The organism is Streptomyces sp. NPDC054834 (assembly GCF_053611185.1).
On sequence record NZ_JBSGZV010000010.1, the window covers coordinates 92,692 to 105,721 of the forward strand.

Below are 13,030 nucleotides of genomic sequence, written 5' to 3' on the forward strand. Positions count from 1 at the left end.
CCCCTGCGTGAATTCCCCTTCCTCGGCCTTCTGCTGCCCGGAATTCCGCATGCTTTCCCATCTGCCTGCGCATAACAACTCAGGGAGCACTCCCATGTCTTCTCCGCCCGTTTCCGGCTTTGACCGCCGTCTGTTTCTCACCTCCCTGCTGGGCGCCTCCGCGGCGGCCGCCGGCCTGAGCGGATGCGCGGGCGGCAGCGCCGCCGCCGACAGCGAGGGCGTCTCCACCAAGCCCCTCGCCGACAAGGTCCCGGCGGGCACCAGCCTGAAGATCGCCTCCTATCTGAACCAGCAGCAGCTCCAGTTCAAGCTGGCGAAGCTGCCCAAGCTGCCGTTCACGGTGTCGAGCTGGGTGAACATCGGGGCCGGTCCGGACGTCATCAACGCCTTCCGTGCGAAGTCCCTCGACCTCTCCAACAACGCGGGCATCCCGCCGATCCAGGCGCACTACCAGGGCTTCGACGCGAAGATCGTGGCGATCGACATCACCCGCAAGCCCAACTACCTCTTCGCCACCAAGCCCGGCAGCGACATCCGCACGGTCGAGGACTTCCGTGGGAAGCAGCTCGCCTTCTCGCAGGGCCAGGCGCAAGGGGTCGTGCTGCTGCGGGCGCTGAAGAAGGCGGGCCTGAAGTACGACGACGTGAAGCTGGTCCCGCTGACCAGCAACCAGTTCTTCACCGCCCTTCAGTCCGGGCAGGTGGACATCGCCCCGCTCGCCATCAACCAGGCCCCCGCCTACCTGAAGCAGTACGGGGCCAAGGGCGCCCACGTCGTCAAGACCGACGTCGTCGACCTGCTCAACCTGCTGTGGGCGCCGCAGTCCGTGCTGAACGACTCCGCGAAGGCCGCCGCGATCGCCGCGTACATCCCGCAGTGGGCCAAGGGCCAGGTGTGGCAGTACGAGCACCCGGACGTCTGGAACCAGGAGTTCTACGTCAAGACGCAGAACCTGACCCTCGCCCAGGCCAAGTCGATCAGCGACCTCGCCAACAAGCCGCTGTTCCCGCCCAGCTGGGACGAGGCGATCAAGTGGGAGCAGGAGACCGCCGACCTGCTCGCCGAGGGCGGCTTCGTGAAGAAGTTCGACGTCTCCTCGCTCTTCGACCACCGCTTCGAGTCCATCGCGGCCAAGGCCGTACCGGCGGAGTACCGGAGGTGAGCGCCGTGACCACCACAGTGAACGCGACCGGCGTCGCCACCGCCGAGGACGAGGCCCACCGGGTACGCCGGCGCCGCCGGCTCGCCCCCGGCAAACCCCTCCCCGCCGCCCGTCTGATCGGCCCCGCCGTCCTCGTCGCCCTCTGGGCGGCCGCCTCCGCCGCCGGAGCCCTCGACCCCGGCGCGATCCCGGCCCCCTGGACGGTCCTGAGGACCACCGGCCACCTGTGGACCGACGGCACCCTCCCCACCGACATCCTGACCTCCCTGGAACGAGCCGCCTACGGCTTCGCGATCGGCCTGACCGCCGGTGTCGCCCTCGCGCTCGTGTCGGGGCTCAGCCGGGTCGGGGAAGCCCTGATCGACGGGACCGTGCAGCTCAACCGGGCGATCCCGACCCTCGGTCTGATCCCGCTGTTCATCCTCTGGCTGGGCATCGGCGAGACCTTCAAGATCGCCATCATCGCGATCGTCGTCTACATACCGATCTACCTCAACACGCATTCCGCGCTCTCCGGCATCGACAGCCGGTTCGTCGAACTCGCCGAGGTGCAGGGCCTGTCGAGGCTCGCGTTCATCCGGCAGGTCGTCATCCCCGGTGCGCTGCCCGGATTCTTCGTGGGACTCCGGCTCGGCGTCACCGGGTCCTGGCTCGGCCTGGTGGTGCTGGAGCAGATCAACGCCACCAGCGGCCTCGGCTACATGATGTTCCAGGCCCAGAACTACGGCCAGACCGACGTCATCCTCGTCGGCCTGCTGATCTACGGCGTCTTCGGCCTGGTCTCCGACAGCGTGGTCCGTATCGTCGAACGGAGGGTGCTGTCGTGGCGACGCACACTGGGCAGCTGACCCGTCCCACCGTCCAGCTGCGGGGCCTGACCCGGTCCTTCTCGGGCCGCACGGTCCTCGACGGCATCGACCTCGACCTGCCCGCCGGGCAGTTCACCGCCCTGCTCGGGCACAGCGGCTCGGGCAAGTCGACGCTGCTGCGGGCGGTCGCGGGCCTGGACCACGGCGTCGAGGGCAGCGGGCAGCTCACCGCGCCCGAGCGGGTGTCCGTGGTCTTCCAGGACTCACGGCTGCTGCCGTGGCGCCGGGTCCTGGACAACGTACTCCTCGGCACCGAGGGCAAGGACGCCGAGGAACGCGGCCGGGCCGCCCTCGAAGAGGTGGGGCTGGGGGGCCGCGAGCGGGCCTGGCCCGGCGAGCTGTCCGGCGGCGAGGCCCAGCGCGCGGCCCTCGCCCGCTCCCTGGTCCGCGATCCCGAACTCCTGCTGGCCGACGAGCCGTTCGGCGCCCTGGACGCACTCACCCGGATCAAGATGCACAACCTGCTGCGCGAGCTGTGGAAGCGCCACGAGCCCTCCGTACTGCTCGTCACCCACGACGTGGACGAGGCGATCGTGCTCGCCGACCGGGTCCTCGTCCTGGAGCAGGGCCGCATCGGCCTCGACCTGACCATCGACCGCCCGCACCCGCGCTCCTACCGGGAACCGGTGCTCGGCGAATACCGCGAGCGGCTGCTGGCCGCGCTGGGCGTGACGGAGGACCACGCATGACGAGACAGCTCCACCTCAACGCGTTCCTGATGAACACCGGCCACCACGAGGCGTCCTGGCGGCTCCCGGAGAGCGACCCGCACGCCCACGTGGAGCTGGACCACTACGTCCAGCTGGCCCGGATCGCTGAGCGCGGCACCTTCGACTCGCTGTTCCTCGCCGACGGCCCCCAGCTGTGGGGCAACCTGGCCCAGCGCCCGGCCGGCGCCCTGGAACCGCTCACCCTGCTCACCGCGCTGGCGACGGCCACCGAGCACATCGGTCTGATCGCCACCGCCTCCACCTCCTACAACTCCCCCTACAACCTGGCCCGCAAGTTCGCCTCGCTGGACATCATCAGCGGCGGCCGGGCCGGCTGGAACATCGTCACCACCGCCGGTGCCGAGGCCGCCCGCAACTTCGGCCTCGACGCCGAGCCCGCGCACGCCGAGCGGTACGCCCGCGCCGCCGAGTTCCTCGACGTGGCTCTCAAGCTCTGGGACAGCTGGGAGGACGACGCGATCGTCGGCGACAAGGCGGCCGGTGTCTGGGGCGACGACGCCAAGATCCACCCGCCCCGGCACAAGGGCACGTACTTCAGCGTCGAGGGCGCCCTCAACGTCCCGCGCTCCCCGCAGGGTTACCCGGTCCTCGTGCAGGCGGGCTCCTCCGAGGACGGCAAGGCCTTCGCCGCCCGCTACGCGGAGGCGGTGTTCACCGCCCAGCAGACCATCGAGGACGCGCGGGCCTTCTACGCCGACCTGAAGTCCCGTACCGCGCAGGCCGGCAGGGACCCCGAGCACGTCAAGGTGCTGCCCGGCATCGTCCCCGTACTCGGGTCGACCGAGGCGGAGGCGCGGGCGAACGAGCGGGTCCTCGAGGACCACATCGTGTACGACCACGGCACGGCCCGCCTGGAGAGCCTGCTGCAACTGGAGCCGGGCACCCTGGAGCTGGACGAGCCGCTGCCCGCCGATCTGCCTCCCGAGTCCGCCATCGAGGGCGCCAAGAGCCGCTACACGCTCGTGGTGGAGCTGGCCCGGCGCGAACGGCTCACCGTCCGGCAGCTCATCGGACGGCTCGGCGGCGGGCGCGGGCACCTCACCTTCGCCGGTACACCCGAGCAGGTCGCGGACCAGATCGAGCGCTGGTTCACCCAGGGCGCCGCCGACGGCTTCAACATCATGCCCGCCGTACTGCCCTCCGGCCTGGAGGCGTTCGTCGAGCACGTCGTCCCGATCCTGCGCACCAGAGGCCTGCTCCGCGGCAAGTACGGCCCCCGCCGGACCCTGCGGGAGCGCTACGGCCTCCCCCGCCCCGCCAACCAGTACCTGACACCCGCGTTCGCCTGAGTCGTCCGGAAGGAATCCTCATGTCCATCGAGATCACCAAGGTCACCGCACGCATCGGCGCCAAGGTCTCCGGCGTCGACATCTCCCAGCCGCTCGCCCAGGAGGAGGCCGCCGCGATCCGCGAGGCCCTCGACGTCCACAAGGCGCTGGTATTCGACGACGTGCACCTCGACGACGCCGGCCAGCAGGCCTTCGCCCGCCACTTCGGCGACCTGACCACCGCCCACCCGACGGTCGGCGCGGTCGAGGGCGCCCCGAACGTGCTGCCCGTGGACAGCGAACGGGGCCGCGCCAACCACTGGCACACCGACGTCACCTTCGTCCTCAACCCACCGCAGGCCAGCACCCTGCGCAGCATCACGATCCCGCCCTACGGCGGCGAGACCCTGATCGCCAGCTCGGCCGCCGCCTACCGCGACCTGCCCGAGCCGCTGCGCCGGCTGGCCGACACCCTGTGGGCGGAGCACACCAACGACTACGACTACGCGGTGCCGGACGAGGAGGTCGACGAGGAGAAGGCCGCCCAGCGCGCCCAGTTCACCTCGATCAAGTACCGCACCGCCCACCCGGTGGTCCGGGTGCACCCGCTGACCGGCGAGCGCGGACTGTTCATCGGCGGGTTCGCCCAGCGGATCGTCGGCCTGTCGACCGGCGAGTCCCGCAAGATCCTCGACCTGCTCCAGGCGTACGTCACCCGGCCGGAGAACGTGCTGCGCTGGCGCTGGTCGCCGAACCAGCTGGTCCTCTTCGACAACCGGATCACCCAGCACTACGCCATCGACAACTACGACGGGCAGCCACGCCGGCTGCACCGGGTGACCGTCGCCGGTGACGTCCCGGTCGGTATCGAGGGCAAGGAGAGCTACTCGATCGAGGGCGACGCCTCGCACTACACGCCCGTACTCACGCCGGTCGCCGCGTAACCGGACGGGCACCGCCCGTACGGCGGGCGTCCGGATAGTGGGCGGCTTCTCCGTGCGAGCGGAGGGGCCGCCCACACTGTGGGCGTTTTTGCCCATCTATCGCACTGGACGAGCCGCGCCATGCCCAGCACCACCGTCAAGGCTCCACCGGAGTCGGACACCTCCCTCTCCCACGGCCTCAAGCAGCGCCATCTGTCGATGATCGCCCTCGGCGGCGTGATCGGCGCGGGCCTGTTCGTCGGCTCCGGCGCGGGCATCGCCGCCGCCGGACCGTCGATCGTGATCGCCTACACCCTCTCCGGCCTCCTGGTGATGCTGGTGATGCGGATGCTCGGCGAGATGTCGGCCGCGTACCCGTCCTCGGGCTCCTTCTCCGCGCACGCCGAGCGGGCGATCGGCCCGTGGGCGGGCTTCGCCGCGGGCTGGTCCTTCTGGGTGCTGCTGTGCACGGCGGTCGGCCTGGAGGGCATCGGCGCCGCGCACATCGTCACCGGCTGGCTGCCGGGCACGCCCGAGTGGGCGTGGGTGGCGCTGTTCATGGTGGTGTTCTGCGGCACGAACCTGGCCGCCGTGAAGAACTTCGGCGAGTTCGAGTTCTGGTTCGCCGCGCTGAAGGTCGGCGCGATCAGCCTCTTCCTGGTCCTGGGCGTGCTGGCCGTCGCCGGCGTGCTGCCCGGCGCGGACTCGCCCGGCGCCTCGCATCTCACCGACTTCCTCCCGAACGGCAGCGAGGGCCTGGTCATCGGCCTGCTCGCCTCCGTCTTCGCGTACGGCGGTCTGGAGACCGTCACCATCGCGGCGGCCGAGTCGGAGAACCCGGTGCGGGGTGTGGCGAGCGCCGTCCGCACGGCCATGTGGCGCATCGCGCTGTTCTACATCGGCTCGATGGCCGTGGTGGTCACCCTCGTCCCCTGGAACTCGAAGGCGGTCGTGGAGAAGGGCCCGTACGTCGCCGCCCTCGACCACCTGGGCATCCCGGGCGCCGGCCAGTTGATGAACGTGGTCGTCCTGGTGGCCTTGCTCTCCGCCATGAACGCCAACATCTACGGATCCTCGCGCATCGCCTACTCGCTGGTGCTGCGCGGCCAGGGCCCGAAGACGCTGGCGAAGATCTCCGGCGGGGTGCCGCGCGCCGCCGTGCTGACCTCCTGCGTCTTCGGCTTCGTCTGCGTGCTGCTCAGCTACTGGCGCCCGGACGACGTCTTCCCCTGGCTGCTCAACATGATCGGCGCGGTGATCCTGATCGTCTGGATCTTCATCGCCGTCTCCCAGCTGCTGCTGCGCCGCCGCGTGGAGCGGGACGCGCCGGAGAAGCTGGTCGTACGGATGTGGGCGTTCCCGGTGCTGACCTGGGTGGCGCTGGCGGGCATGGCGGCGGTGTTCGTCCTGATGGCCCGGGAGCCGGACACACGGGTGCAGCTGTACTCGTCCGGCGGGATGACACTGTTCCTGGCCGCGGTCGGCTACGTCTGGCAGCGCAGGCGCGCCAAGTCCTGATCCCCTCCCCGCTTCCCCTCCCGAAACGCCCCCGCGACACCCTCGCGGGGGCTTCTTGTTGCTAGCGTGTAATTGCAAGCTCATTGCAATAAGCCTCGAGGGTCTTCGACGCCTCGGAGCATGCCTTCTACCTCCAGTACAAGAACCGGAAGGTCGACTTCATCGAGGCCATGTGGCAGGTCGTCAACTGGCAGGGCGGGGCCCGCCGGTACGAGGCCGCCAAGTCCCGGGCGGACGTCCTGCTCCTGGCGTCCTGACGGCGCCCCCCGATCGTCCCGCCTCGTGATCGTCTTCTCACCCTTCACGACGGCGGGCGGAGAGAAGGAGGCCCTCGTGAGCACGTGACTCACGGGGGCTTTCCCCTCCTTGCGGGTCCACCGATCGGTGGACGGCAGGTTCAACCGGGTACCCGTTTCCCGCAACTGCCTTGCACGGCAAGGCTTTGGGGCATGAGAACACCGACTGTGCGCATAGCGAGCTGGAGTGCGCGGCACCCCTGGAAGGCGGTCCTCGGCTGGCTGCTGTTCGTGGCCTTGTGTCTGGGCGTCGGCGGAGCCGTCGGCACGCACGGGGCGACGACCGCGGACTACCGGGTCGGCGAGGCGGGCCGGGCGGAGGCCATGGCGGCCGAGGGGCACCTGGAGCGGCTGTCCACCGAGCAGGTGCTGATCTCGGCGCGCTCGGGCGCCCTGGACGACCGGGCCGACTCCGCCGCGCGGGACCTCGGCGCGCGGATGAAGCGGCTGCCCGAGGTCGCGTCCGTGGCCGCCCCGGTACGCTCCTCGAACGGCCGCCTCCTCATGGTCGAGGTGTCCGTGAAGGGCGAGGAGCGGGACGCGAAGGACAAGGTCGGCGCCCTGGTCGCACAGACCCAGGCCGTGCAGCGGGCCCACCCCGAGCTGCTGCTCCAGGAGACCGGAAGTCCCTCCATCAGCAAGGGGGTCGACGAGCAGCGCGGCGACGATCTCGCCCTCTCCGAGAAGATCACGCTGCCGGTCACCCTGGTCACCCTGCTGGTCGCCTTCGGGTCCGTCACCATGGCCGCCGTACCGCTGCTGCTCGCGCTGTCGTCGATCGCGGCGGCCGTCGGGCTGGCGATGGTCGCCTCGCACGCCTCGCCCGACGCGGGGGTCGGCACGAACGTGATCCTGATGATCGGGCTGGCGGTCGGCGTCGACTACACACTCTTCTACCTCAAACGGGAGCGGGAGGAACGGGCCCGCTCGAGCGGCCGGCTGGGCAGCGAGGCGCTGGTGGAGCTGGCGGCGGCCACCTCCGGACGGGCGGTCGTGGTCTCCGGGCTCGCGGTCGTCACCTCCACCGCCACGCTGTATCTGGCCTCGGACGTCATCTTCTCCTCGCTGGCCACGGGCACGGTCGTGGTCGTCCTGGTCGCGGTGGCCAGTTCGCTCACGGCACTGCCCGCGCTGCTGGTCCTGCTCGGCAGGCGCGCCGAGCGCCGGGCGCTCCGGCGGGCGGGGCGCGGGAAGCCCGCCCGGCGGCTGAGGGGTGAGGGCGGCGGACGGTTCTGGTCGGCCCTGTTGCGGCCCGCCGCCCGGCATCCGCTGGCCGCGCTGTGCGTCCCGGTCCTGGCGCTGCTCGCCCTCGCCGCCCCGCTCGGCGGCCTGAAGATCACCGAGATGAGCCGGGACACACACTCCCGGGAGATCCCCGCGATGCGGGTGTACGACCGCCTCAACGCCGCGTTCCCGGAGCACCGGGTCACCCACCAGGTCGTCGTACGGGCCACCCCGGAGCGGTCCGGTGACGTCACCGCGGCTCTGCGCGCCCTCGCCCACCGAGCCGCCGGCGACCCGCTGTTCACCGGCGCGTCCCGGATCCGCACCTCCGCCGACCACCGCACCAGCACCCTCGAACTACGGGTGCCGTACCTCGGCAACTCCCCCCAGGCGTACGACTCCCTGGACCACCTGCGCCACACCTACCTGCCCGCCACCGTCGGCCGGATCACCGGCGCCGAGTACGGCGTGACCGGCGACGTCGCCCGCTACACCGACTATCCGGACCACCAGAACGGCAAACTGCCCCTCGTTCTCGGCGCGTTGCTGCTCGTCACCTTCGCGATGACCCTGTACGCGTTCCGTTCCGTCGTCCTCGGCCTGATCGGCGTCGCCCTCAACCTGCTGTCCGCGGCGGCGGCGCTCGGTCTGCTCGTCCTCGTCTTCCAGCACACCTGGGCCGAGGGGCTGCTCGGCTTCCACTCCACCGGGTCGATCGGCTCGCGCGTGCCGCTGTTCCTGTTCGTGATCCTCTTCGGACTGTCCATGGACTACCAGGTGTTCGTGGTGAGCCGGATCCGGGAGGCGGTCCTCGCCGGCACCCCGACCCGGCGGGCGGTCCTCGACGGGATCCGCCGGTCGGCGAGCGTGGTGACCAGCGCGGCCGTGGTGATGACGACGGTCTTCGTGAGCTTCGTCTTCCTGCACATCATCGAGATGAAGCAGATCGGCTTCGTCCTGGCGGCGGCCGTCCTGCTGGACGCCTTCGTCGTACGGATCCTGATCCTGCCCGCGGCACTGCTGCTGCTCGGCGAGCGCAGCTGGTGGCCGGCACGGCCGGCCGCGCGTCCGGAACCCGCTCCCGGCAACGCGCTGGTCGACGTACGTTGATCGGTATGACCGCTCTCGCCGTGCCCTCCGCCGACGCCTTCTGGGCCGTGTCGCTGCGCCGGTGGAACGCGGTGTGCTGGGTGCTGTTCGCCGCGATGGCCGTCGGGATCGCCGCGATCGGCGGTCCCGACCGGGACACCTACGCGGCCCTCGCCCTGCTGGCCTGCGTGGCGGTGAGCTTCGCGGTGCTGCACCGCTTCCCGGCCAACGCCGTCGTACGGCCGCACGGCTATCTCGGGGCGCTGGTGGCCGCGCTCGGCGGCCTGGCCTACCTGGGCTCCAGCTACGCGGCCCTGTTCATGGTGACGCTGCCGCACTACTGGATGTTCGGGCGGACCCGGCGGGCCTCGATGGCGTTCCTGGGGCTGGCCACCGTCGGCACGCTCGCGGGCAGCTGGGTGCGGCAGGGCTGGTCGGCGGAGTTCTTCGGCGAGACGGCGGTGTCCACGCTGATCGTGGTCGCGGTGGGCGTGCTGATCGGGCTGTGGGCGCGAGCGGTGGTCGAGCAGAGCGCTGAACGCGCCCGGCTGATCGTCGAGTTGGAGCGCACCCAGGCCGAGCTGTCCGAGGCGCACCAGCGGCAGGGCGCGGCGGACGAGCGGGAGCGGATGGCACGGGAGATCCACGACACCCTCGCGCAGGGCTTCGCGTCCATCGTGGTCCTCGCCGAGGCCGCCCGATCCGGGCTCGCCACCGACCCCGAGCGCACCGCCCGGCAGCTGCGCTCCATCGAGTCGACAGCCCGCGAGAACCTCGCGGAGGCACGCGAGCTGGTCGGCTCGGCGCAGCACGGCGGGCGGGCCGCGGCCGGGTCCGTGGCACAGACGCTGCGCCGGATCCTGGACCGGTTCGCGGAGGACACCGGGCTCACCGTGGAAGCCGAACTCGCCGACCTCGACTGCGACCAGCAGAACCGGATCGCGCTGCTGCGCTGCACCCAGGAGTCCCTGGCCAACGTGCGCAAGCACGCCCGCGCCTCCACGGTCGGCGTGGTGCTGGCCCGGCGGCCGTACGGGGTGGAGCTGGAGGTCACCGACGACGGCACCGGGTTCGTGGTGGAGGCCTCGACGGGCTTCGGTCTGGACGGGATGCGCAAGCGGCTGGCGGAGCTGGGCGGACGGCTGACGGTCACCAGCTCGGTCGGGGACGGCACGCGGATCCTGGCGATGATTCCATTGGGGCCGGTCGACGGCGGGGGGACGGCATGACGAGCGGGGTGCTGCGCGTGGTCGTGGTGGACGACCACACGGTGATGCGGGCAGGGGTGATCGCGCTCCTCGACGGCGAGGCGGGCATCGAGATCGTCGGTGAGGCGGGTGACGGCCGCGCGGCCCTCGACCTGGTCGCCCGGCACGATCCCGATGTGGCGCTGGTGGACCTGCGCATGCCGGTCCTGGACGGGGTGACGACGACCACCGAGATCGTCGCCCGGTATCCGCGCACCCGGGTGCTGATCCTGACCACGTACGACACCGATGCCGACGTGGAGCGGGGCGTGGAGGCCGGGGCCATCGGCTATCTGCTGAAGGACACCACCCGTGAGCAGCTGGCCGACGCGATCCGGGCGGCGGCGCGCGGGGAGACGGTCCTGGCGCCCCGGGTGGCGGAGAAGCTGGTCGCGCGGATGCGGCGCCCGGTGCAGGAGCCGCTGACCGCCCGGGAGACCGATGTCCTGGGCGCGGTCGCCGACGGGCTGACCAACGCCGAGATCGGCCGCCGGCTGGTCATCTCGGAGGCCACCGTGAAGACGCATCTGCTGCGCCTGTTCGCGAAGCTGGATGTGAACGACCGCACGCGGGCGGTGGTGGTGGCGATGGAGCGGGGGCTGCTGCGGCGGCCCTGAGCCGGGCCCTACGGCTCGCAGGGCAGGTTGAGCGACAGCAGGGAAGTGGTGTCGCCGTCGATGCGGACCTCGCTCACGGCCGTGTTCTCCAGGCGCGGGAACACCCGGCGGTACTCGGGCAGGGGAATGGACAGCAGTCGGCACAGCACCAGCCGGAGCAGGGTGTTGTGGGCGACGACGAGGACGCGCCCGCCGGGGTGCGCGGCGGCGATGCGGCGCAGGGCGGCCGTGCCGCGGGTGGCGGCCGCGAGGGGGTCCTCGGCATCCGGGAAGGGGTGGGCTACCGGGTCGGCGCGGAAGGCGTCGGCCGCGTCGGGGTTCTCGGCGGCGAACTCGGCCAGCGTACGGCCCTCCAGCACCCCGAAGTCGCTTTCCCGCAGGCCGGGTTCGCGCTGCGGGGTGAGATCGAGGGCGTGGCAGGCGGGGTCGGCGGTGCTGATCGCGCGGGAGAGGGGGGAGGTGACGATCGCGTCGACCGGGTGGGCGGCGGCCCACCGGCCGAGCGCCTCGGCCTGGGCCCGGCCGGTGTCGGTGAGGGCGATGTCGCTCACCCCGGCGTAGCGGTTCTCGGCGTGCCAGACGGTCTGCCCGTGCCGGGCCAGGAGGAGGGCGGTGCTCATGCGTCCGCAGTATTCCCCTCGAGGCGGGCGCGTGCGTGGGCGGCGACCGGGCCGGGCAGCCAGCCGCGTGCCTGGAGGCCGTCGAGGAGGCGGGCGTACGGCTCGGTGAAGCGGGCGGTGCGGTCGGGGCGGGGGTCGACGACCGTGCGGACGTGGACCATGCGGTCGGCGGCGTCGGCGAGGGTGGGGGCGGCGCCGGTGCCGTAGGCCGCCAACGCGGCCATGCCTAGGGCCGGTTCGGTCTGTTCCGGTATGCGGGCCGGGCGGCCCAGGATGTCGGCGCGGAGCTGGTTCCAGTAGGCGCTGCGGGCGGCTCCGCCGGTGAAGGTGAGGGGGCCGCCGAGGGGGGCGCCGAGGTGGTGGAGGTAGTCCAGGCAGAGGCGTTCCACGAAGCCCACGCCCTGAAGCAGGGCGGCCCACAGGTCGGCGTCCGACACCGGGTCGCCGAGCAGCAGGGCGGTGGCGTCCGGGCGGCGGAACGGGAACCGCTCGCCCGGTGAGACCAGCGGGTAGGCGACCGCGTTCGACGGCTCGAAGGCGGCGGCACGGGCGTCCAGGGCGGCCGGGTCGGCCCCCGGGAAACGCGCGGCCAGGACCCCCGCGCCGGCGCTGGAGGCACCGCCGGGCAGCCAGCCGCCGTCCGGCGCCCGGTGGTTGTAGACCACGCCGGCGGGATCGCGGACCGGGTCGGCGGCGGCGCCCTTGAGCACCAGGGTCGTCCCGAGCACCGAGTTCCAGGCGCCCGGGCGCAACGCCCCGGCGGCGATCTGTGCCGCGCACCCGTCGGTCATGCCCGCGATGACGGGCGTACCGGCGGGAACGCCGGTGGCCTCGGCGGCTGCCGGGCAGACCTCGCCGAGCCGGGTGCCGGGTCGTACGACGTCGGGGAGGGCGTCCGCCGGGACGCCGGGGATCTCCGGCCAGGCGTCGCGCCGGAGGTCGTACGCCGTCTTGAGGGCGTGGCTGGAGTCGGTGGGGACCGGGTGGCCGACGAGGTGTGCGGTGACGACGTCGGGCTGGTGGGCCACCTTCCCGGAGCTCCCGTTCGCGAGCAGCCACAGGACCTTGGGCAGCGCCCAGGTGTCCTGGACCGCGAGCCCGGCCTCCCGCAGGCGCGCCGCCTCGGCCCTGGCCCGCCCGTCGTCGTACATCAGCGCGGGCCCGAGCGGCTGCTCGTCCGGGTCCGTCAGCAGCACGGTCCCGGAGGTACCGCACACCGCCAGCCCGCCGACCCGGCACGCGGCCGGCAGCGCCTGCCGGGCGGCAGCGCACACCGCCTCCCACCACTCCCCCGGCTCCTGCTCGTGTCGCGTCCCCTCGCGCCGCCCGTGCCGCAGCGGGGCCGAGCCGCTGCCCACGACCGCGCCGTCCGCCGTCACGAGCAGCGCGCGCACGCCCTGCGTCCCCAGGTCGATCCCCAGCCATGCCTCGGCCCCGGGTCCCATCCGGACCTCCCACACATCGCG

At 72.1% G+C, this 13,030-nt stretch carries 11 protein-coding genes and 1 pseudogene; 10 read left to right on the plus strand and 2 right to left on the minus strand.

What is annotated here, in order from left to right:
* The first annotated feature begins 94 nt into the window (after window positions 1-94).
* The 10 genes and pseudogenes from ACWGJM_RS16225 (at window position 95) to ACWGJM_RS16270 (ending at window position 10,944) form a co-directional block, all read left to right on the plus strand.
* Window positions 95-1,162 (plus strand): ABC transporter substrate-binding protein, encoded by a 1,068-nt coding sequence (locus ACWGJM_RS16225; protein WP_453412320.1) that lies wholly within the window; start codon window positions 95-97, stop codon window positions 1,160-1,162.
* On the plus strand, window positions 1,159-2,010 hold the full coding sequence (locus tag ACWGJM_RS16230; protein ID WP_453412321.1) for an ABC transporter permease: 852 nt from the start codon (window positions 1,159-1,161) through the stop codon (window positions 2,008-2,010). Before ACWGJM_RS16225 ends, ACWGJM_RS16230 begins: the two co-directional genes overlap by 4 nt.
* Window positions 1,986-2,720, plus strand: coding sequence for an ABC transporter ATP-binding protein (locus ACWGJM_RS16235; RefSeq protein WP_453412322.1), 735 nt, complete (start codon window positions 1,986-1,988; stop codon window positions 2,718-2,720). Before ACWGJM_RS16230 ends, ACWGJM_RS16235 begins: the two co-directional genes overlap by 25 nt.
* Window positions 2,717-4,051, plus strand: coding sequence for an LLM class flavin-dependent oxidoreductase (locus tag ACWGJM_RS16240; RefSeq protein ID WP_453412323.1), 1,335 nt, complete (start codon window positions 2,717-2,719; stop codon window positions 4,049-4,051). Before ACWGJM_RS16235 ends, ACWGJM_RS16240 begins: the two co-directional genes overlap by 4 nt.
* Before the next feature lie 20 nt (window positions 4,052-4,071).
* Window positions 4,072-4,974, plus strand: coding sequence for a TauD/TfdA dioxygenase family protein (locus tag ACWGJM_RS16245; RefSeq protein WP_453412324.1), 903 nt, complete (start codon window positions 4,072-4,074; stop codon window positions 4,972-4,974).
* 120 nt (window positions 4,975-5,094) lie between these two features.
* Entirely contained in the window at window positions 5,095-6,471 is a 1,377-nt protein-coding gene (locus tag ACWGJM_RS16250; RefSeq protein ID WP_453412325.1) for an amino acid permease, read from the plus strand.
* Window positions 6,472-6,572: 101 nt separating this feature from the next.
* A pseudogene (locus ACWGJM_RS16255) lies at window positions 6,573-6,728 on the plus strand (Fe-Mn family superoxide dismutase); the annotation flags it as partial.
* Between the two features lie 192 nt (window positions 6,729-6,920).
* Window positions 6,921-9,101, plus strand: a complete 2,181-nt coding sequence (locus ACWGJM_RS16260; RefSeq protein WP_453412326.1) for an MMPL family transporter — start codon at window positions 6,921-6,923, stop codon at window positions 9,099-9,101.
* A gap of 5 nt (window positions 9,102-9,106) precedes the next feature.
* Complete coding sequence (locus ACWGJM_RS16265; RefSeq protein ID WP_453412327.1) at window positions 9,107-10,309, plus strand: sensor histidine kinase; 1,203 nt, start codon at window positions 9,107-9,109, stop codon at window positions 10,307-10,309.
* The gene (locus ACWGJM_RS16270; RefSeq protein ID WP_453412328.1) at window positions 10,306-10,944 is read left to right on the plus strand and encodes a response regulator; all 639 of its coding nucleotides are present in this window, start codon (window positions 10,306-10,308) and stop codon (window positions 10,942-10,944) included. Before ACWGJM_RS16265 ends, ACWGJM_RS16270 begins: the two co-directional genes overlap by 4 nt.
* A gap of 8 nt (window positions 10,945-10,952) precedes the next feature.
* Here ACWGJM_RS16270 and ACWGJM_RS16275 read toward each other — a convergent pair whose 3' ends face one another.
* Together ACWGJM_RS16275 and ACWGJM_RS16280 are read right to left on the minus strand one after the other, a co-directional pair.
* Entirely contained in the window at window positions 10,953-11,564 is a 612-nt protein-coding gene (locus ACWGJM_RS16275; RefSeq protein WP_453412329.1) for a histidine phosphatase family protein, read from the minus strand.
* Complete coding sequence (locus ACWGJM_RS16280; RefSeq protein ID WP_453412330.1) at window positions 11,561-13,009, minus strand: FGGY-family carbohydrate kinase; 1,449 nt, start codon at window positions 13,007-13,009, stop codon at window positions 11,561-11,563. Before ACWGJM_RS16280 ends, ACWGJM_RS16275 begins: the two co-directional genes overlap by 4 nt.
* Between the last annotated feature and the right edge of the window lie 21 nt (window positions 13,010-13,030).

Excerpts from the sequence above, each read along its gene's own strand:
- ACWGJM_RS16225 (WP_453412320.1), top strand. The coding sequence starts at position 95 with ATGTCTTCTCCGCCCGTTTCCGGCTTTGACCGCCGTCTGTTTCTCACC.
- ACWGJM_RS16240 (WP_453412323.1), top strand. The coding sequence starts at position 2,717 with ATGACGAGACAGCTCCACCTCAACGCGTTCCTGATGAACACCGGCCAC.
- ACWGJM_RS16245 (WP_453412324.1), top strand. The coding sequence starts at position 4,072 with ATGTCCATCGAGATCACCAAGGTCACCGCACGCATCGGCGCCAAGGTC.
- ACWGJM_RS16250 (WP_453412325.1), top strand. The coding sequence starts at position 5,095 with ATGCCCAGCACCACCGTCAAGGCTCCACCGGAGTCGGACACCTCCCTC.
- ACWGJM_RS16260 (WP_453412326.1), top strand. The coding sequence starts at position 6,921 with ATGAGAACACCGACTGTGCGCATAGCGAGCTGGAGTGCGCGGCACCCC.
- ACWGJM_RS16265 (WP_453412327.1), top strand. The coding sequence starts at position 9,107 with ATGACCGCTCTCGCCGTGCCCTCCGCCGACGCCTTCTGGGCCGTGTCG.
- ACWGJM_RS16270 (WP_453412328.1), top strand. The coding sequence starts at position 10,306 with ATGACGAGCGGGGTGCTGCGCGTGGTCGTGGTGGACGACCACACGGTG.
- ACWGJM_RS16275 (WP_453412329.1), bottom strand. The coding sequence starts at position 11,564 with ATGAGCACCGCCCTCCTCCTGGCCCGGCACGGGCAGACCGTCTGGCAC.
- ACWGJM_RS16280 (WP_453412330.1), bottom strand. The coding sequence starts at position 13,009 with ATGGGACCCGGGGCCGAGGCATGGCTGGGGATCGACCTGGGGACGCAG.